This is a genomic window from Pseudothermotoga lettingae TMO (assembly GCF_000017865.1).
Classification (GTDB): Bacteria; Thermotogota; Thermotogae; order Thermotogales; family DSM-5069; genus Pseudothermotoga_B; species Pseudothermotoga_B elfii.
This window is the reverse complement of sequence record NC_009828.1, coordinates 1386787-1406864: the sequence shown is the minus strand read 5'-3', so window position 1 is coordinate 1406864 and position 20078 is coordinate 1386787. Positions and strand designations below refer to the sequence as shown.

Below are 20078 nucleotides of genomic sequence, written 5' to 3'. Positions count from 1 at the left end.
TCCAGATATCAGGAAGAGTATATCATTGATTGCCCATTAGCAGGGAATTTTCTGTATCAACTATTCCAAGGTCTGAAAATTTAAATTCTGGGCTGACTGTCAGAGCAAGGATTGTCAGAAAAAGAATGGGATTCTTGTGCTTAACACCGTTTTTTCTGAGGGATTTTTCAATGTCATCAAGTTTGCCAGCCACTTTTTCAACTTCATTTGAGGTTATGACCCCGCCGATTTCGAGTGGAAGTTTTAACAGGTTTTCTCCATCAAAAAACACCATGCCACCTTTCATATCAAGTAATTCTTCTGTGGCTTTTTTCAAGTGGTCAATTGATTTTCCCACAGCTACTATGTTGTGAGAATCATGCGCAAAACTGGAAACAATGGCTCCTTTGGTTAACCCAAAACCTTTCAGCAATCCGACGTGACCTTTTAGAGATTCCTCTCTCCTTCTGAAAACACACACATTGACATAATCACCATCAGCTATACCATCTCTAACAGAAACTGTTTCGTTAATCAAGCCGGTCAGAGTGTTGAATTGATTCATAGTTACTACATTTAACTTTCTTTTCCCGTCTTTTACATTTGTCAGTTTAAAAGCATCTGTGGTAATGTTTTTAATCTTTATAGTTTCTGGTAAATTCGAAAATTGGGCTGGTTTGAAAACGAGCTCGGAGAGCTCGGTTCCTTCGCAATAAAAATTTTCCACTGAAAGCTCTGTAATATCTTTTGTTGTAAAAAATGTTGCGATTTTCCCGGGAGATATGGAGCCCATATCGCTTATTTTCATATATGTGGCTGGTCTTATTGTTGCAGATGCTATTGCATCTAACGGTTTCCAGCCGTTTTTGATCGCGAGGGAGACAATTTTGTTGAGATGCCCTTTCACAAGTCTTGTTGGAATAACGTCATCTGTGACCAGTAGAATACGTGATCTATCTGGAAAATTCATGATCGATTTGATGTTTTCTTCACTCAGGGATTTTTCCTGTATCATAACATGCATACCTTTCGAGAGTTGTTCGTTGATTTTATCTGGATTCGTCAGAGTGTGATCAGAGCCGATGCCTGCGGCTATATATTTTGATAGTTTTTCCCCCCTCAAAGTTGGGCTGTGTCCTTCTATTAACAATTTATTTTTTCTGGCAACTTCTATGATTTTCATCAGTTTTTCGTTTTCCTCGATAACGCCAAGATAATCCATAACTTCTCCCAAGGCAATTACCCGATCTAATTTTGACAGTTCTTCTACATCAACAGGATCAATTGACGAATTTGCTGTTTCGAGTTTTTTTCTTGTCACAGGGACACAACTTGGAATGGCGCAGTAAAACCGCAATGGTTGATTATTTCCATCCTGAATCATAAATTTCACACCGTCAGCACCAAAAACATTGGCTATCTCATGGGGATCGTGGAGAACAGCTGCTGTTCCATGTTTGAGAGCAGCCTTTGCAAAACTACTGCATGTTACCAAACTGCTTTCAACATGCATATGAGCATCTATGAAGCCGGGTACAACATACTTTTCTTTCAAATCAATTAGCTGGCAAGGTTCATTTGTTGTTACTTCCCCTTCTTCAACAAATTCAAATCTACCCTGGTTAACAGAGAACCATCCTTTAAAAATTACCTGTCTTATAACATCAACTATCAGGGCATTTTTAAAGATTTTTCTTTGCAAGTTTATCCTCCTCAATCAGTATATCTATTGCTTTTAATGCAACATCTATTGCCTTTTTTTCTGCTTTAGAGAAAAGTTTTTCTTTTTCCTCAAGTGGCGGCTGGGGATTCAACCATATATTAGAATCGGTTGCCAGAATTGCACCTACCCGAACATGTTTGATTGTACCAAGAATAAAAGCTATTGAGCATTCTTGCTCTGCAGCAACGATCCCGCTATCGGTTAAAAATTTGTTTAAGCCTTCATCCTGCACATAATAGGCGTCTCTCGTGTAAACAATACCACTGTAATATTTATAACCCAACGACTCCGCTGCTTTAATGAGAGAAGAAGTGACCTGCAAATCAGCTACAGCAGGGAAAGCTGAAGGTGCGTAAGCATGAGATGTTCCTTCTCCTCTGTAAGCGGCAGTAGCAATTACCAGAGAACCTATGGGCATGTAAGACTGTCTTGAGCCTGCAGAGCCAACTCTTATGAGAGTTTTTGCCCCAATTTTTATCAATTCCTCAATAGCTATGGAGGCAGATGGACCACCTATGCCTGTTGAGCAGACGCTTACTTTTACTCCTCTTAATTTACCAGTGTAGACATGATAGGCACGATTTTCAGATATTTTTCTAACATCTTCTAATCTTTCGGCTATTTTAGCAGCCCGCGATTCGTCCCCGGGTATAAGAACATACTCCCCCACATCGCCCGGTTTACATCTTATGTGTTTTTGCAGACTCATTCATCTTCCTCCTTCAATGCAATTAAATCTTCTGAGAGTATATGCAAGAAGACATTTTGGTTTTCAAAAAATTGCTCAGCCTGTGATGGCTCAATTTCGACTACAAATCTTTTTTCACCTATTTTCAAAATAATTGCAACACTATCACCCTGAAAAATTTTAGATATCACAGTTGCACTAAACCTGTTTTCGCCATCATCTTTCACCAGTTTTATTTTTTTGGGTCTGGAAAACAGAACAACTTTTTCTCCTAATTTCAAAGGTGTGATCATACGAGCTCTGATGATTCTGTTTTCAGTGATTATAAATGCGAAATTTTCGATTATTTGTTTTACAACACCTTTTATCAATTCCTGAAAACCCATGAATTTCGCAACAAATGCTGTTTCAGGATTGGCGAAAACATTTTCCGGGTTTCCTATTTGTTCGATTTTTCCGTTTTTCATCACTACTATTTGATCTGACAAAGCTACCGCCTCTGATTGGTCATGTGTAACATATACGGTGGTGATACCCAGTTTCTCTTGCAGTTGCTTTATTTCATTTCTCATTTCTAATCTGAGATTTGCATCCAGGTTTGAAAGAGGTTCGTCCATCAGGAGTACATCCGGCTCTATAACCACGGCTCTCGCTATTGCAACTCTCTGTTGTTGCCCTCCGGAAAGCTGTGTAACCGATCTTTCTTCAAACCCCGAAAGACCAACCAGAGCTATTGCTTTTCTGACTTTTTGATCTATCTCATTTTTGTTCAATTTTCGCATTTTCAATCCAAATGCAACGTTTTGAAAAACATTCATATGTGGAAATAAAGCATAATTTTGAAAAACCACTCCCATGTTTCTTCTGTGTGGGGGAATCTGTGTGTAATCATTTCCTCTAAGAAGGATCTTCCCTTTTATTGGTGTCAGGAAACCGGCTATAGTCCTTAAAGTAGTTGTCTTTCCACATCCAGACGGTCCGAGTAATGATAGAAATGTGCCTTTCTCAATCTGAAGGTTGAGGTCTTCCAAAATCATAAGGTTTTTCTGATATGCGACTGAGATGTTCTGCAACTGTAAGAATGCCATTTTCATCCCTCACATCATTTTTGATATCCCAAAAAGTTTTTGTGCGAGAAGAACAATTAACAGTGTTGCACCTATGAGAATGGTTGAAAGTGCGGCTATGCTTGGATTATAGTAATATTCCATATAAGTCATCATAACGACAGGCAGTGTATTAACACCCGGTCCTGTTAGGAAAAGTGATACAGGAACATTGTTAAAAGATGTTATGAAAGTCATTATGAAAGCTGAAATAATACCTGTTCTTATGTTGGGTAAGACGATAAGAAAGAAGGTTTTGAGATGGTTGGCCCCAAGGCTTCTTGCTGCCTCTTCTATAGATCCAGGAAGATTTACAAGACTTGACAAAGTTGATCTTACTACATACGGTAAAACTATTGCAGTATGCCCTATCAAAAGGGTTGTTTCAATTGAAAAAACATTTAACAGCACAAAAAATCTGAGTAATGCAAGCCCGGCTACTAAGCCGGGTATTATGACAGGCAGGGTTGTAATGAATTCCAGAAAACGTTTTGCCCTGAAGTCATATCTTGCTGTCACATAAGCAACTGGCACACCAAGTAGTAACGAAACGGCTGAAGATAGTAGAGCCAACCTCAAACTGAGGAGAAAGCTTTTCTGAAACATAGGCATATTAATCACTTTTTTGAACCAGGACAGAGTAAAGCCTGTTGGAGGAAATCTGAGCGATGAAGTTGGTTCGAAAGATGCCAGAAAAATTACCAGAAACGGCCCAAGCAAGATGACTAAAACGACGATTAGAGCAAGAAGAATCCATCTGTTAATCTTCATTTGCTCACTCCCAGATTGCTGAGTTTTCGAGAAATGTAATTTATTAAGAGGGTGGTTAGAAACATAATCACTGCTATAACTGTTGCCATATTCCAGTCAAGTGTAACTGATGCCTTTTGGTATAAAAGAGTGCTTAACATCAAAACGCGACTTCCACCAAGTACAGCAGGGGTGACATAAGCTGTTATACAACCTGTGAATACCAATGTACATCCACTAACAATTCCTTCAGAAGTTAGAGGAAGATAGATTCTAAAAAACAAATTATAGCCGTTTGCGCCAAGGCTTTTTGCTGCAAGGGGTACTTCTTTTGGAAGGTTTTCAAGTGCGCTTACAAGAGATATTATCATCAGCGGAAGGAAAAGTTGTAACAGACCGAAAAAAACTGCACCGGGTGTGTACAAGAGCCTCACAGGATTGTCAAGTATTCCAAGTGCTGCCAATAGATTATTCACCAGGCCTTCTCTTCCAAGTACAGCGAGCCATGAAAAGGTTCTGGCAACAGAATTTGTCATGAGGGGAAATACAATTAATGTCATTAGCAAGCCTTTGAGTGAATCATTTTTAATGTTTGATATCGCCATGGCTGCTGGATAGCCAGTAAGGAGTGAGACAGCAGTCACGAGCAATCCTATAGTAAGGCTCCTTGTATAAGCATTTCGAGATACTTTTTGTGTGAAAAACTTTGAATAGCTGTCAACACTCCATCCTTTATCAGGCTGATAAATGCTCTGTGTTATTACAAATGTTAATGGTAAAACGAAAAAAATTATCAGAAAAAGTATGGCTGGCAGGATGAGAAAATACTTTCTCATTACTGAGCTATCATCCTGTTCCATTTATCAATCCATCTATCGTAATTCTCAACGATAAAATTCGCATCATAAAATACAAGTGAATTTATGTGTTCTTTTCCATAGGTTAATTTTTCTGCTATTTCTGGTGGTACAGATACTTTCACATTTACAGGGGAGTCCACTAAATCCATAGCTTCAGCCTGTTGAACTTCTTGGCTTATAATGAAATCTATATATTTATAAGAACTTTCCATGTTCTTTGCACCATTTATTATGCAGACGACATTGAGAAATCCAAGCATGCCTTCTTCTGGTATAACCCATGCTAACGGTAAACCTGTTTCAAGAAATTGGCCCCATGAGAATCTCGTAACAGGTGCCATCCAGACTTCGCCCATTTTGAACAGATTGATCAGCTCTGACGACGTATTGTAAAAAGTAACAACATTTTTTGATAGCTGTACAACTTTTTCAAAAGCGGCGTTGAGTTCGGGATCGTATGCATCCTGTCCAAAGATTTTATTGAAATGCATCATGAGTGCCGGACCCTGTGTCGTTGTAATGTTTGGAAGGCTTATGTGGTCTGCAACATCTTCTGACCAGAAATCTTTCCAAGAAGTAACAGGTCTTTTTATTTTGTCAGTTCTATAGACGATTCCAAGGCTGTAAACAGTATAGCCAATACCATAATGGTTTCCTAACGGATCTTTGGCAAATTCATACAGGTCGTTGTAGTTGCTTAATTTGCTAATGTCGATTGGCTGAAGGAGACCATTTTTTAAGGCAAGAGCGGCGTAGTAATCAACAAAATGAACCACATCTATTACTGGGTTATTTTTCTGGGAGATCAGTTTCGTTAATCTAACTGAGTTGTTGCCAATTTCGCGCACTATTTCTACACCGTATTTCTCGAAAAACGGTTTTGAAATGTTTTTGTCAAGTAAATCGAGGTTGAAACCCCATGTTGAAACATTAAGTTTTCCCGCTGAAAAGATATTGCTGCAAATCACAGTTAAGATGAATACCATCAAAAAAAGCTTTTTCATGAACATCCCTCCCACACTGGTTTTTAAAATTATACAATATAGATTCTAACTTAACAACTGTGCCTGATTGTAATTGTGTTAAACTTTGTTGTTGAGGTGCATCGGATGAAATTTCGAGTAATCGTTTTACTTATATTTTGTACGTGTACGATCTTTTCTGTAAGCTTAAAAATAGGCGTTTATCATAATCCACCATTAATTGATTTCATGGATGGAAAAGTTTCTGGTTTGTATTCTGAGATAATTCAGGAAATTGCAAATGCAAATAACTGGCAAGTTGAATATGTTTATGGAGAATTTTCACAACTCTTGGATAATTTACAAGCAGGAAAAATAGACCTTATGACTGCTGTGGCGTTTACTGAGGAAAGAGCAAAAATTATCGATTACAACAGAGAGTCTGTTATATTGAACTGGGGTGTTGCCTGCTCAAAAAAGCAAATTGATAGTTTTTTAGATTTGGATAATAAAATTATTGCAGTAGTTGAAAAAGATGTCTATGCAGATTATTTAGAGAGACAGGCTGGTGACTTTAATTTTCAGTTGAGATTTTTCGTTGTCGAGGATTACGAAGAAGCTCTGAAAGCTGTAAAAGATGGTTTAGCAGACATTGCGATTGTGAGCAGAATATTCGCTGCAAAAAATGCTAAGCGATATTCTCTAAAAATAAGCGGAGTTGTTTTTTCCCCTGTCGAGTTGCGTTTTGCTTTTCCAAAAGGGGCTCAACAAAATCACGTTCTTACCGAGCAGATTGACAATTATCTGTCTTCATTGAAATCTGATTCATCTCGATATAATACTCTAATTGCACGGTATCTCGGAACCTACGTTGAAGAAAAAGTAATACCTCGATGGTTAAGCACAATTTTGATTCTATCAATTTTCGGGGTGGCTTTACTTGCACTCTGGATAATTTCTCTGAGAAAAATTGTTCAAAGGCGTACTCAGCAACTTGAGAAAATTGTGAGTGATCTGGATAAAAAAAATGAAGAGCTCACATCTGCCAACGAGGAAATACGGGCACAGGATCAGGAAATCAGAGCTATAAATGAGGAACTTGAAAAAACCTTAGAAGATCTTGAAATCTCTATCCGGCGTTTTGCACGATCTATGAATTTGTTTAATCGGCTCGTTACAGATACCGAGAATGAGCAATTTTATCAAGATATACTGGAAATTTTGAATTCCATTTTACCAGATTGCTCAACGGCGGTTGTTAGCGAAAATACATGCTATTTACAAACATCCACTGGAACAAAACACATTTTGAATGTAGATTTTTTCAGCGCAAATGATGGTAGATTTGATGGGATTCCGAAAGAATTTGAATTTCCCGAATTGGGAAAAGTTTCAGAAACTCTTTGCTTGACAGCTAATGAAAAGTTACTTCTGTTGCTTTTCAATCATTCTGAGCGGAAACTTTCTGAGGAATTTCTCAAGCTTGTAGAAGCAGCTGCAAGTGCCCTGAAAGCTTTCATCACAATAAGAAATTACGAAAATGAGCAGCAAAGAATGCATCAGAGGGTAATAGATGTTCTTCTTTCGGCTTTGAGCTATCACGAACCGTATACAGCGGAACATTCTTCTCGGGCACAAAAATACGCTGTAAAGATAGCCGAATATCTGAATCTTGAGGGTGAGAGAATAGCAAAAGTTTATTGGGCAAGTTTGATTCATGATATCGGAAAATTGGCAATACCAAGGGAAATTCTGCGTAAGCCGTCAAAGTTATCTCCCCACGAATATGAGCTTGTGAAAAAACATCCCGTAGTTGCCGCGGAGTTACTTGAAAAAGCCGGTTTAAGCGATATAGCAAAAATAGTACGTCACCACCACGAGAGATACGATGGCAGTGGTTATCCAGATGGCTTAAGAGGTGAGCAGATACCTGTTGAATCAAAAATAATATCTGTTGTTGACGCATTTGACGCCATGACAAGTGACAGGCCTTACAGGCCACGTTTATCTAAAGAGGATGCTATCAAAGAGATAAAGATGAACTCTGGAACCCAGTTTGATCCAGTTGTTGTTAATGTGTTTTTGAAGATTATGGAGCAGGAGATTGATAAAAATTCAAAGGAGTGAATTGGCTTGGTATATGTGTATCTGCTGTTCTCGCTTTTAATGTGGTCTTCTATGGAAGTGCTCACAAAACCCCTAATGCAGCAGGTAGATCCATTTTTTTTGACATTCTTCAGATTTCTTGTCGGAGGTATTTTTCTCGTAATTTTTGCAAAGAAGAAGATCTCACTTAAAGATGCCGGGGTGCTTGCACTGATAGGTTGCCTGAATGGTGTTGTTTCGATGTCTCTGCTGCAATTGTCGATTAAGTTTTCTAATGCATCGACTGCAGCTACTTTGGTGGCGACTAATCCTCTGTTTGTAAGTATTTTTGCATTTGCCTTGGGAAAGGAAAAACTCAATTTTAAAAAATTTGTTGGTGTTGTTGTTGGTTTGATAGGTATATTTGTTTTATCCTATGGCAAAGTTGAAGGAGATAGTACTTTTGGTTTAATTTGCGGTGTCGGTGCGGCTATTACTTTTGCTCTTTATACGGTTTTGATGAAAGATTTTACCTTGAAGTACGGATCAATGAACGCTACAGCATTTTCCACATTGTTTGCCGGGATAGTCTATGGGGCGATTTTATTGCTCGCAGGTAAGCTCGATATCCCGGAAGTGGCACTTAATGGCTGGATAATATTGCTTTATTCGGCCATTTTTGTTACCGGGCTTGCTTATGTTACCTTTTTCAAAGCTGTGGAAAAGCTTGGACCAAGCAGAGCCAGTTTGGTATTCTATCTGAAGCCAGCTGTGGCGAGCTTCTTTGCTTTTTTAATTCTGTCTGAGCCTGTGGGAATATTCAAATTTGTTGGAACTGCGATTATAATTGTTGCTCTGTTTATAAAATAAGGGGGAGGTGTTAATTTGAAGTCTTTCTGGGTAGTTTTTTTCTTGATGGTTTTGCTTATTCTGTTGAACGCAGATCAAATGGTAATGTCTCCAACTATAGGGATGATTGAAGAAGAATTTGGTGTTAGTGACGCTCAGATAGGACTGGTTGGGGCTATATTCACAGTAATAGGAGCTCTTATAAGTTTGGTGTGGGGATATCTGGCAGACAAATTTAACAGGAAGAACTTATTGCTTTACTCTGTACTTGTTGGAGAAATACCGTGCTTGATGACGGCTTTTTCTGGTTCTTTTTCCCAGCTTTTTCTCTGGAGAGCGCTAACCGGCATAGGGGTTGGTGCAAGTTTTCCTATCGTTTATTCACTCGTCGCAGATATGTTTGATGAAGTGAGCAGAGGAAAAATAGTTGCTTTCTTGACGTCGGCTATATCAATTGGAAATATTCTCGGTATGGTTATTGGGGGCTTTGTTGGTCCAAGTTTTGGATGGAGGATTCCATTTGTCATTGTTTCTCTACCAAATGTTTTTCTCACCATAGCCGCTTTTTTTGTTCTAAAAGAACCGAAGCGTGGTGCATTTGAGAAGGGTATTGGTGAACTCGTGAGGGCTGGTTACACTTATCCGAAAATTCCAAAATTTCGAGATTATGCAAAGTTGGTCACTATAAAGACAAACCTCTTTTTATTTCTTCAAGGAATTCTCGGTACTGTGCCATGGGGAGCAATCCCGTATTTCTTAGTTGAGTATTTCAGAAGAGAAAGAGGTTTATCTGTCGAGATTGCAACGATCGTCTTTCTCGTTTTCGGTTTAGGAAATATTCTTGGGACGGTTGTCGGTGGGTGGATAGGCACAAAGTTATATAAACGGTCCAGATCCATACTACCTGTTTTTTGCGGCATCAGTACTGCAGCAGGAGTATTGCTAACAATTATTACAATTGATTATCACGCAACGGGGCCAGGTGGTTTATTTGTACTTGGGACTCTTGGATTGTTTGCGGCCATGACAGATAGTATTACTGGACCGAATGTGAAATTCATGCTGATCAATGTAAACGAGCCTCAGGATAGAGGAAGAATTTTTTCAATTTTTAATCTTACAGATTCACTTGGTACAGGAGTGGGTAGGTGGATTGGAGGAGCTTTGTCAATAGTTTTTGGTTCTCTTGGCATCGCTATGAAAATCTCAGCGTATTTTTGGTTCGGTTGCACAGTTTTTTTGATGATCCTGTCCATCTATTTTTCAAAAGATGTTCAATCTCTTGAAAATAAAATGATCGCACTTGGAAAATCAAAACTGTAAAGGGGGAGATCTTATGTTTCCAGAGAAATTTCTTTTTGGGGCTTCAATGGCTGGCTTTCAGGTTGAAATGGGATGCGAGAAAGAAGATGTTGACCTTAACACTGACTGGTTTGTCTGGGTTAGAGAACCTGAAAATATTATCACAGGAGCAGTGAGTGGACATTTACCAGAGTATGGCGTTGGTTACTGGCGCAACTACGCAAATCTACATCAGCTTGCAGTTGATTTTGGTATGAACGCACTTCGAATAAACATAGAATGGTCGAGAATTTTCCCAAAAGAGACATTCAGCATATCTGTCCAGGTAAAAGGTGATGAACAGATAACTGAAATTGGGGTAACTCATGAGGCACTTAAAGAACTTGACGAACTGGCGGATAAAAATGCCGTGGACCATTACAGATCTATTTTGAAAGACATGAAAGATCGTGGCTTGAAAGTAATCCTCAATTTATCTCATTTCACGCTTCCACTATGGATACATGACCCTGTGGCAGTGCATAGGGGGAAATCAACGGAAAGAACAGGCTGGGTTAACAAAAAAACGGTGATCGAATTTGCCAAGTTTGCTGCTTATATAGCCTGGAAATTCGATGATCTGGTAGATATGTACAGTACAATGAATGAGCCGAATGTTGTAAGCCAGATGGGATATATAATGAGTAGATTTGGTTTTCCACCATCCTATTTTGATCCACAAATGTACATGAACAGCCTTTTGAACCAGGCAGAAGCTCATGCGAGGGCTTACGACGCCATTAAAGCAATCAGTAAAAAACCCGTTGGAATAATCTATTCGGCGTCTGTGTATGAATCTATCGACAATGATAGAGAAATTGAAGAAAATGCCACACAATTAATGAATTATTCTTTTCTGGATATGATTCATTCTGGAAAAATTTTCTTTCAGCAAAGAGAAGATATGAAAAATAAGCTTGATTTTCTTGGTGTGAATTATTACACCAGAACTGTAATAAAAAGAACAGAATCCATAAATTTTGGCCCGGTTTCTCTTGACTGGACGATAGTTGAAGGGTTTGGATACAACTGCCAAGCTGGCGGTTATTCAAGAGACATGAAACCAGTGAGTGATTTTGGATGGGAAATATATCCAGAAGGTTTGCTCAAGGTTCTCAAGCAGATGTATGAACACTATAAATTACCGATAATTGTGAGTGAAAATGGTATAGCAGATTTCAGAGATTGTCTCAGGCCTTATTATCTGGTGGGACATCTTTATGCAACAGAAAAGGCAATTGAAGAAGGAGTGGATGTTGCTGGATATCTTCACTGGTCGATAGTGGATAACTATGAGTGGGCGCGAGGTTATCATATGCGATTTGGACTTGCTGAAACCGATTACAATACTAAGAAATTCATTCCAAGACCATCAATGTATATTTTCAGGGAAATTGCTAAATCTCATACATCGAAAATTTTTCTGCACTATTTGAACTCGCCATACGATATATGGAGATTGGGATGAGCGATGCGGCCCCATTGGGGCCGCACATTAATCAAATTTCTGTTTTTCTCGAGAAAAGTACTCTTAGCGAGTTAAGCACGCATAAAAGTGCCACGCCGGTATCTGCAAAAACTCCCTGCCACATGGTTGCTTTACCTGTTATAGCAAAAAACATAAATAGCAGTTTTATTGTGATCGCAAAAAAGATATTTTCAAGTACTATTTTCTTGGTCATTCTGGCTATATTTATAGATTCCACAATCTTAATTGGCTCAGCTCCCATGATAACCACATCTGCTATCTCAACAACAGCATCGTTGCCAAAACCGTTCATTGCTATTCCAACATCTGCTCGAGCAAGTGCTGGAGTATCATTTATACCATCTCCAACAAACGCTGTTTTTCCGCTTTTTAATATCTTTTTCTCAAGAATATCTATTTTGTTTTCGGGGAGCAATTCAGAGTAATAATCTATGTTTGAAAGTCTTTCTGCAATCTCTCTTGCGGCGCTTTCATTGTCCCCTGTTAACATGTAAACTGATAATCCTTTGCTTTTGAGTAAATCAACTGTTTTTCTGGAACTTTCTTTTAGTTTGTCCGCAAGCAAAATGTTCCCTGCATACAGTCTATTTACTGAAACATGGACAGTTGATTTCTCGTCAAGTTTGCAAACAGTTTCTGGATGGGGAATATTTTCTCTGTGAAGAAGTTTGTCGTTTCCTACATGGACGAGTTTCCCATTTATCGAGCAGGTTACGCCAAATCCATTCAGCTCATGAAAATTTTTTATAAGAGAATGATCTATCTTTTTGAAATGTTTCAGTATAGACCGAGCTATGGGGTGATTTGAATTAGCCTCAGCATGAGCAGAGTACATCAACAGATCATCTTTCGAAAAACCGTTTACACTGTTAATATTCGTTATTTCAAAGCTACCATGCGTCAGAGTTCCTGTTTTATCAAACACAATGTTTTTGATATTGGCCAGAGTATCAAGATAACTTGCTCCCTTTATCAAAATTCCTCGTTTTGAAGATTTTCCAATACCGGCAAAATATGTTAATGGGATTGCAAGTACAAGAGCGCATGGGCACGATATTACAAGGAGTATTAATCCACGGTAAATCCATTGGTTGAAAGATTCATTCAGTATTACAGGGATCAGGAAAGATATCAGCGCAGCTGTTATTACTACCGCAGGCGTGTAATATCGCGCAAAAGTTGTAATGAATCTTTCTGTCTTTGCTTTTCTTTCTGAAGCACTTTCAACTAATTTCAATATATTTGCCATAGATGAATCAGAGTATTTCTTTGTAACTTTAATTTTCAAAGAACTTTCCCTCACTATAGTTCCTGCAAGAACGCTATCCGAAATAGCAACATGTCTTGGAATAAATTCACCTGTAATTGGTGAACTATCTATGTAAGCATCTCCCTCAACAACTATTCCATCGGCAGGCACTTTTTCCCCGGGTTTTACCAGAACAATTTGCCCGGGCTCAAGTTTTTGAGGATCTGTTTCAAGTAGCTGTGAGCCACTTACCAACCAGGCGTGTTTCGGTGTAGATTCAATCAGAGATTTTATAGATTTTCTCGATTTATCTACTGCCAGGTCCTGGAAATACTCACCTGTTTTATAAAAAACCATAACCGCGGCGGCTTCAGGAAATTCTTTCAGCAAAATAGCGCCTATTGTTGCCACACTCATCAGAAAGTTTTCATCAAGGAACGACCTTTTTCTAATATTTGAAATAGATTTTTTTATGACATCTGCACCACTTATCAAATAAGAAACAATTGCAAAATACCATATTCCGGTTATTAGAGAGAGCACAAGTAGGGCTGAAGAAAGTATTATAAATGTAAGTTGTTTGTGCTTGTTGTGATTCTTTTCATCGGATATTTCCACGTTTTCCTCAACAGATTTTATTATTTTTTTCACATCAACAAATTCCTCACATTCAATATCAAGAGTTCCAAGAGAAAAATTCAGGGTTGCTTTCTTAACTCCCTCCGAATTTTTTAGTGCGTTTTCAATTTTTGCTGCACAATCAGGGCAGTGAAGATTTTTTATTTCATAGCGCTTTTTCACTTTTTTCCCTCCTTTACATGTTCAAGTGCAGCTTGAAGAAGTATACTGACATGCTCATCGGAAAGCGAATAGAATATTTGCTTACCCTTTCTTTCTGCTTTTACGAGTTTTGTCATCTTCAAAATTCTCATTTGATGAGAAGTTGCTGATTTGGATATATTCACCGCTGCTGAAATGTCACAACTGCATAATTTTGCCCTTGAAAGGCACAGTAGAATTTTCAGACGAGTTGAATCTGAGAAGGTGGAGAAGAGCGTAGCCATGTTATAGACTGTTTCTTCATCTTCCAGTTTTTCTAAAACACTCTTAACGGTTTTGTTGTGAATTTTCTCTATAGAACATGTATTTTTGTTTTTCCTCATATCATCACTCCGATAGTTGAACAACTGTTCAACTGTTATTTTAATACAAACAACCCTCTGCTGTCTACAGAAAATTTTGTTTGAACTAAACTGTAATAAAAAGGAAAAAGATATCCAGTTTCTGTCTTTTTTAGAATTGTATCTATTTGTGCAAATAGATCTTTATGTCCATGTATCTTTCAAGAGCTTCTTTGATTGATTTTGCTATTCGGGACAAGTTAATTGCCACGTGGTGTTCGAATCCTTCAAGGCATATATAGTTCATGAGCCCGTCTAAATTAGATATCTTTGCAATACCTCTTGAGCCAAAAGTTTTTGGATTTTGTGATAATATTTCACCCTCACCAACATAACCTTTTACAGAACCATTTATGTCTTCAGTTGATAATCTGAGAAATGTAAAAGGACCACTTTTTATCTTTCCAGCACAGGCTCCGTATGCGTTTTGGTTTCCAACAGTAGTTCCTATGACATCTGCATAACGTATTTCTACAGATTCATACAGAGATGGCGGAAAATTTCCGCAGTGGAAGAGCATAACCTCATTTTCTAAATAATTGTTATTCCAGTCAACTAAAGCTGAAGGTTTACCTGACGCGCTCTGCAAAATATACATTGAAAGTGCACCCATTACATCGACCTCACAGGCACTGGGTTTTAATTTTTCGCTCATCATACTCATTACTGCGCACGGTGTGATATGGAGTTTCTTCTCGAGAATAGTCCAACATTGAATTGCTGTGGCATCCAGATCGTTTTCTGAAATCCACTCTTCTATAATCACCGAAAGCTTTGCTATACTGACCAAAGCGCTATCTGGAACAATTTGAGTGTGGTAGATATTTTTCATTGTCTTGATTTTTTCAATCACTCTGTCATTATCATCAGAAATTTCGTCCACTTTAAATATGACTTCTGAGAGATCAATTGTTTCAACACTTATATTCATTTGTTCAAGAAGCTTTTCAGAAAATCTCACGGTGTTGAAAGCACCTGGTCTTGCACCAATAGCGCCTATTCTAACTTTTTTCAAAGCTTTCACAACACGGCAGACACCTGCAAACCATTCAAGGTCATTTTTAAAAGATTCTGATTGTATTTGTTCTGTGTGATGAGTTGTCAGCGAAAATCTTATCCCGGACTGTTTCAAATTGTTGCAAACAGATATTTTTCCACAGAAACTATCACGTCGATTCAGCAGATCAAGTTTTTCAGGATCATCAGCAAAGGCATGTATCAGCACAGGTACTTTCAATTCACTCATTTTTATTGCTTGAGTAATAGCCTTCTCATCTCCGAAATTGGGTAAAGTCACGATCAAGCCGTCGATTTTATGGGAGTTTTCTTTAAACAAATTGGCACATTTTTTAGCATCTGAGAATGTTTCAACCGCACCAAATTTTGTTTCAGATGGACCGAGACAGACTGTTTCATAACCAAGGTTCTCAAGAGTTTTTAAGATTTCCTTTCTTCCCATGTCGACAAGAACATCCGGGAAAAAATCCCTGTTGCCTACTATTACACCAAAGCAAAGTTTTTTCATTTTCATCACCTCTTTCAGCATGATATAGTTCGCCTTACAGCAATGTGCCATTCTTTTAAGTACTTATCTCTTATGTCAGATGGCATATTTGGTAAGTATTTTGTGTAATTTATCGGAATTTCATCGAACTGTACGAGCCCAATCTTATTTGCTGCAATTAGCGCAACACCACGGGCAGAGCATTCTTCTACGTTGTTTACATAAACCGGCAGATTCAGTATATCGGCCTGAAACTGCATTAAAAATCTATTTTTGGTTGCCCCTCCATCAACTTTGAGATTCGAAGGCTGAAGTTTTGTTTCTTCCACTAAGGATGAAAACAGATCGTTCACCTGAAAGGCAATTGATTCAACAGCTGCTCTGACTAAATGTGCCTTTGTTGTTCCTCTGCTTATTCCACAGATGATGGCGCGGGCTTTGTTTTTCCAGTATGGAGCACCCAGCCCATTGAAAGCTGGTACGAAATAAACCCCATTGTTGCTATCAACACTTATTGCGAGCTCTTCTATTTCATCCATTTTTGCAAGTTCAAGTTGCTCGGTAATCCATTTCAGAGTATCCCCAGAACTGTGAATATTTCCTTCTGCAACGTAAGTTGTTTTGCCATTAACTACCCAACCAATCGAGAGAACCCCGCTATTCAAAATAGGTTTTTTGTTTTGAAGATTGATCATTATAGACGTTCCTGTGCCATAAGTGGCTTTGGAATCTCCATAATTGTGACCCATCTGACCATATAGAGCGGCACTTGAATCTCCCATGACACCAATAATTGGAATCTTCTTTGGCAGAATACCGTTCAAATCGGTATAACCGAAGATCTCATCGGAAGGAAGCAATCCCGGCATAATTTTGATAGGTATTTTGAAAAGATCAAGTATTTCTTTGTCCCATTCTAGTGAATGGATATTGAACAACATGGTCCTACTGGCATTAGAATAATCTGTTAGATGGGGGTGATTCTCACAGAGGTTGTAAATTAGCCATGAATCGATTGTTCCAAAGAATATATTTTCGCTTTGAATTCTGTACTTGAGTTTCTCCACGTTCTCCAGAATCCACGCAACTTTGCTTGCAGAAAAATATGGGTCTATTAATAACCCTGTTTTCTGCTTTATGGTTTTTTCATAACCTTTTTCTTTTAATTTTTCACATATGTTTTTCCCGCGCTGACACTGCCATACTATCGCATTGTATATGGGTTCTCCATCTTTGTTCCACATTACAGTTGTTTCGCGTTGATTGGCAACACTCACGGCTGCGATATTTTGAGGATTTATGTCTTTCAAAAGATTTTTGCATGCCAGAAATGTTTTTTTCAAGATTTCCTTTGGATCGTGTTCAATCCATCCGGGTCGTGGATAGTATTGAGTGTGGTGTTCAGTAGCTCTTTTGACAAGGTTCAGTTTGTGATCAAAAAGAATAGCTTTTGTTCCTGTTGTGCTTTGATCAATCGCGAGTATGTATTTTTCCAAATTTTATCCTCCTCATAAACTTTTGTGCTTTTTCAACTATGCCTTTGAAGTCAAGATTATAATGGAAATAAACCTCGAGTTGTTTTCCTGTTATCGGATATTCGTCAGCTATTGCAATAATTTCTGTGGGAACTGGATAGTTTCTGCATAGCACACTGCAAATAGCTTCACCGAGTCCCCCGTAAACACTGTGTTCCTCTACAGTTAAAACTTTTTGAGTCAAACGGGCTATCTGAATAATTAAATCTTCATCAAGTGGTTTAATGCATGGGATATCTACAACAGTTGATTTAATCCCTATTGATTCCAAAATCTTACTCGCTTCAAGTGCATGCCAGACAACTTCTCCGGTCGCAAAGATTGCTAAATCTTTGCCTTCTCTCAAAATATTGGCTTTCCCAAAATGAAAAGAATTTTCCTCTCTATCATAGACAAACGGTACAGGATTTCTTCCAACACGAACATAGGCAGGTTTGTCAATTCTTAGCAACTCTTCAACAACCGCTGCACCCTGATTTGCGTCGGACGGAAGTATAACAGCGATATTTGGTATAGCTCTATAAACTGCTATATCGTGTAGCGCATGATGAGTGCTTCCGAGGGGTCCATAACTCACACCACCGCTCACTGCTATAATTTTTACATTGGCACCACTGTAAGCAACATCGTTCTTCACTTGTTCGAGGCTTCTTGCTGAATAAAAACAAGCAGGACCAAAGACAAAGACTTTTTTTCCGCAAAGACTCAAACCGGCTGCCACACCAACAGCAGTTTGTTCTGCTATTCCAACTTCAATGGACCTATCTGGAAAAAACTCAAAAAACTTCTCAACTGAAGCAGAACCTCTTGCGTCTGAAGTTACTATAACTATATTTGGATCTTGTTCAGCCATCTTAAGAAGTTTTTGTGAAATTCCTGCTCTGACTGCCATTTTATTTTGCATAATTTTTCAACTCCTGCATTTTTTGATCCAGTTCCGCAATAGCTTTGTTGAATTCGTCATCATTTGGAACATGGTGATGCCATTCTTTTTTGTTTTCTGCGAACGATATTCCCTTACCTTTTGTTGTATGAGCGATTACAAGATGAGGCATGTTGCGCGAGATTGGCAAGCTCTTGAAAACTGATATCAATTGTTCTATATTATGCCCGTCCACATGAAGAACTTTCCATCCAAAAGTGCTCCATTTTGCCTCGAGATTTTCAAGTTTCATGATTTCCTCCGTAGGGCCACTTATTTGAAGCTTGTTTCTGTCTACAATGCCTATGAGATTACATAGTGAGTAATGTGAAGCAGTTTGCGCGGCCTCCCAGACGGAACCTTCATCGAGTTCTCCGTCTCCCATCAAAACATAAACTTTATAATCTTTTCTACTCATTTTTTCTGCAAGTGCTATGCCCACTCCAACAGCTAAACCGTGACCAAGTGCACCTGTATTAACTTCTACTCCTGGTACTTTTGTTGTTGGATGGCCAGTTAATCTTGATCCATATTTACAATAGGTCTCAAGTTCTGCTTCACCAAAAAAGCCAAGATCCGCGAGAATTGCGTAATAAGCTTCTACGCTGTGGCCTTTGCTCATTATGAATCTGTCTCTATCTGCCCATCTGGGATCTTTAGGATTTATTCTCATTACACCATAATAGAGGCTCACCAGTATGTCGACACATGATAGAGAACCACCTGTATGTCCTGTTTTTGCCTGATAAATCATTGAGAGTAGTTTCTTTCTTATTTCCATAGCTTTGATTTGTAGTTTTGACATAATCAATCCCCTCTTTTTCCAATTCTTTCAGCAACAACAGCGGCAATTATTATAAACCCCTTGGCGACCTGTTGCCAGAAAGGTGAGACACCGGTCAAAACAAGACCATTGTTGAGAACACCGATTATCAATGCGCCAATTAGAGTACCTTCGATAGTACCTTTACCTCCAGAAAGGGAAGCCCCTCCGATGACTGTTGCTGCAATAGCATCAAGCTCATATTGTAACCCTGCGTTTGGTTGAGCTGAATCAAGCCTTGAAGTGATTATCAACCCTGCGAGAGCGGCAAGAGTTCCTGAGATCATATAAGTAACAAGTTTTGTCGCTTTTGAATTGACACCAGAAAGAATGGCAGCTTTTTCATTTCCACCAACCGCATAAACATATCTGCCAAATCGGGACGCTCTTAGAAATATGGAACCAATAAAGGTAATTAATGCTGCAATCCATACAGGTGTTGGAATTCCTAAAAACCAGCCAGATCCTATCATATTAAAAGTGTTGCCAAGTTTTGTTATGGGATATCCCTTCGTCCAAAGCATGACAAATCCTCTCACAGCTGTCATAGTTCCCAAAGTTGCCACAAAAGCAGGAACATTGAAGAAAGTTATAATAAAGCCATTCAAGAATCCTACTATCAATCCTGCGAGTATTCCTATAACTGAAGCGCCAACAACGCCAAACTGGAGTACAACTCCGAAAGTAGACATTGTAAAACCGTATTTGAGCAGCCTAGCAGTCACAGCCCCAGCAAAACCAAGAGTTGAACCAACAGACAAATCTATTCCACCGGCAAGTATCACATAAGTCATGCCGACTGCAATGCAGAGATTTACAGAAGTTTGTCTCAGAATAGTCCACAAATTTCCAACAGTCAGGAATCTATTGCTAAGAAAGCTAAATAGAATAAATAAACCAAAAAGTATAATAACTGATTGATATCTTGCTATATAATTTAGTCCAAGGCGATGTTTCGTTCTACTTGTCATCTCAGCAATCTGGTTATTTATTTCATGTTCGGAATTCTTGGTCATCTGGTAGTTCACCCCT

General features: G+C 38.6%; 17 protein-coding genes. 4 read left to right on the top strand and 13 right to left on the bottom strand.

Annotated elements, in window-relative coordinates:
- Window positions 1-22: 22 nt before the first annotated feature.
- The 6 genes from TLET_RS06870 to TLET_RS06845 are packed head-to-tail and all read right to left on the bottom strand — an operon-like array spanning window position 23 to window position 6110.
- Complete coding sequence (locus TLET_RS06870; protein ID WP_012003377.1) at window positions 23-1681, bottom strand: adenine deaminase C-terminal domain-containing protein; 1659 nt, start codon at window positions 1679-1681, stop codon at window positions 23-25.
- Window positions 1662-2411 carry a nucleoside phosphorylase gene (locus TLET_RS06865; protein ID WP_012003376.1) on the bottom strand — a complete coding sequence of 250 codons (750 nt, stop codon included), beginning with the start codon at window positions 2409-2411 and terminating at the stop codon, window positions 1662-1664. The genes TLET_RS06870 and TLET_RS06865 overlap by 20 nt, the downstream gene beginning before the upstream one ends.
- On the bottom strand, window positions 2408-3478 hold the full coding sequence (locus tag TLET_RS06860) for an ABC transporter ATP-binding protein (protein ID WP_012003375.1): 1071 nt from the start codon (window positions 3476-3478) through the stop codon (window positions 2408-2410). The genes TLET_RS06865 and TLET_RS06860 overlap by 4 nt, the downstream gene beginning before the upstream one ends.
- 9 nt (window positions 3479-3487) lie before the next feature.
- A complete protein-coding gene (locus TLET_RS06855; RefSeq protein WP_012003374.1) occupies window positions 3488-4267 on the bottom strand; it encodes an ABC transporter permease in 780 nt (259 codons plus the stop codon).
- Window positions 4264-5106 carry an ABC transporter permease gene (locus TLET_RS06850; RefSeq protein WP_012003373.1) on the bottom strand — a complete coding sequence of 281 codons (843 nt, stop codon included), beginning with the start codon at window positions 5104-5106 and terminating at the stop codon, window positions 4264-4266. The genes TLET_RS06855 and TLET_RS06850 overlap by 4 nt, the downstream gene beginning before the upstream one ends.
- Window positions 5082-6110, bottom strand: coding sequence for an ABC transporter substrate-binding protein (locus TLET_RS06845; protein WP_012003372.1), 1029 nt, complete (start codon window positions 6108-6110; stop codon window positions 5082-5084). Before TLET_RS06845 ends, TLET_RS06850 begins: the two co-directional genes overlap by 25 nt.
- Window positions 6111-6215: 105 nt before the next feature.
- On the opposite strand from TLET_RS06845, the gene TLET_RS10805 reads away from it, so the two are divergent.
- Genes TLET_RS10805 through bgaS form a run of 4 tightly spaced genes read left to right on the top strand, consistent with a single transcriptional unit; the run spans window position 6216 to window position 11811 of the window.
- Complete coding sequence (locus tag TLET_RS10805) at window positions 6216-8195, top strand: HD domain-containing phosphohydrolase (protein ID WP_012003371.1); 1980 nt, start codon at window positions 6216-6218, stop codon at window positions 8193-8195.
- Between the two features lie 15 nt (window positions 8196-8210).
- Window positions 8211-9023: a DMT family transporter gene (locus TLET_RS06835; RefSeq protein WP_228369055.1), complete on the top strand. Its 813-nt coding sequence runs from the start codon at window positions 8211-8213 to the stop codon at window positions 9021-9023.
- 45 nt (window positions 9024-9068) lie between these two features.
- Window positions 9069-10325: an MFS transporter gene (locus tag TLET_RS06830; RefSeq protein WP_038051840.1), complete on the top strand. Its 1257-nt coding sequence runs from the start codon at window positions 9069-9071 to the stop codon at window positions 10323-10325.
- 13 nt (window positions 10326-10338) lie between these two features.
- Window positions 10339-11811, top strand: a complete 1473-nt coding sequence (bgaS, locus tag TLET_RS06825) for a beta-galactosidase BgaS (protein WP_012003368.1) — start codon at window positions 10339-10341, stop codon at window positions 11809-11811.
- A gap of 31 nt (window positions 11812-11842) precedes the next feature.
- Here bgaS and TLET_RS06820 read toward each other — a convergent pair whose 3' ends face one another.
- The 7 genes from TLET_RS06820 to TLET_RS06790 all read right to left on the bottom strand — a co-directional run bounded on the left by TLET_RS06820 (window position 11843) and on the right by TLET_RS06790 (window position 20062).
- Complete coding sequence (locus TLET_RS06820; protein ID WP_012003367.1) at window positions 11843-13882, bottom strand: heavy metal translocating P-type ATPase; 2040 nt, start codon at window positions 13880-13882, stop codon at window positions 11843-11845.
- Complete coding sequence (locus TLET_RS06815; RefSeq protein ID WP_028843932.1) at window positions 13879-14244, bottom strand: ArsR/SmtB family transcription factor; 366 nt, start codon at window positions 14242-14244, stop codon at window positions 13879-13881. Before TLET_RS06815 ends, TLET_RS06820 begins: the two co-directional genes overlap by 4 nt.
- Before the next feature lie 142 nt (window positions 14245-14386).
- Window positions 14387-15787, bottom strand: a complete 1401-nt coding sequence (locus TLET_RS06810; protein ID WP_012003365.1) for an L-fucose/L-arabinose isomerase family protein — start codon at window positions 15785-15787, stop codon at window positions 14387-14389.
- 14 nt (window positions 15788-15801) lie between these two features.
- Entirely contained in the window at window positions 15802-17262 is a 1461-nt protein-coding gene (locus tag TLET_RS06805) for an FGGY-family carbohydrate kinase (RefSeq protein ID WP_012003364.1), read from the bottom strand.
- Window positions 17237-18205 (bottom strand): transketolase family protein, encoded by a 969-nt coding sequence (locus TLET_RS06800; protein ID WP_012003363.1) that lies wholly within the window; start codon window positions 18203-18205, stop codon window positions 17237-17239. The genes TLET_RS06805 and TLET_RS06800 overlap by 26 nt, the downstream gene beginning before the upstream one ends.
- Window positions 18195-19028, bottom strand: coding sequence for a transketolase (locus tag TLET_RS06795; RefSeq protein WP_012003362.1), 834 nt, complete (start codon window positions 19026-19028; stop codon window positions 18195-18197). Before TLET_RS06795 ends, TLET_RS06800 begins: the two co-directional genes overlap by 11 nt.
- 2 nt (window positions 19029-19030) lie before the next feature.
- Window positions 19031-20062, bottom strand: a complete 1032-nt coding sequence (locus tag TLET_RS06790) for an ABC transporter permease (RefSeq protein ID WP_012003361.1) — start codon at window positions 20060-20062, stop codon at window positions 19031-19033.
- Between the last annotated feature and the right edge of the window lie 16 nt (window positions 20063-20078).

Excerpts from the sequence above, each read along its gene's own strand:
- TLET_RS06810 (WP_012003365.1), bottom strand. The coding sequence starts at position 15,787 with ATGAAAAAACTTTGCTTTGGTGTAATAGTAGGCAACAGGGATTTTTTC.
- TLET_RS06860 (WP_012003375.1), bottom strand. The coding sequence starts at position 3,478 with ATGGCATTCTTACAGTTGCAGAACATCTCAGTCGCATATCAGAAAAAC.
- TLET_RS06790 (WP_012003361.1), bottom strand. The coding sequence starts at position 20,062 with ATGACCAAGAATTCCGAACATGAAATAAATAACCAGATTGCTGAGATG.
- TLET_RS06795 (WP_012003362.1), bottom strand. The coding sequence starts at position 19,028 with ATGTCAAAACTACAAATCAAAGCTATGGAAATAAGAAAGAAACTACTC.
- bgaS (WP_012003368.1), top strand. The coding sequence starts at position 10,339 with ATGTTTCCAGAGAAATTTCTTTTTGGGGCTTCAATGGCTGGCTTTCAG.
- TLET_RS06815 (WP_028843932.1), bottom strand. The coding sequence starts at position 14,244 with ATGAGGAAAAACAAAAATACATGTTCTATAGAGAAAATTCACAACAAA.
- TLET_RS06850 (WP_012003373.1), bottom strand. The coding sequence starts at position 5,106 with ATGGAACAGGATGATAGCTCAGTAATGAGAAAGTATTTTCTCATCCTG.
- TLET_RS06800 (WP_012003363.1), bottom strand. The coding sequence starts at position 18,205 with ATGCAAAATAAAATGGCAGTCAGAGCAGGAATTTCACAAAAACTTCTT.
- TLET_RS06845 (WP_012003372.1), bottom strand. The coding sequence starts at position 6,110 with ATGAAAAAGCTTTTTTTGATGGTATTCATCTTAACTGTGATTTGCAGC.
- TLET_RS06865 (WP_012003376.1), bottom strand. The coding sequence starts at position 2,411 with ATGAGTCTGCAAAAACACATAAGATGTAAACCGGGCGATGTGGGGGAG.
- TLET_RS06830 (WP_038051840.1), top strand. The coding sequence starts at position 9,069 with ATGGTTTTGCTTATTCTGTTGAACGCAGATCAAATGGTAATGTCTCCA.
- TLET_RS10805 (WP_012003371.1), top strand. The coding sequence starts at position 6,216 with ATGAAATTTCGAGTAATCGTTTTACTTATATTTTGTACGTGTACGATC.
- TLET_RS06855 (WP_012003374.1), bottom strand. The coding sequence starts at position 4,267 with ATGAAGATTAACAGATGGATTCTTCTTGCTCTAATCGTCGTTTTAGTC.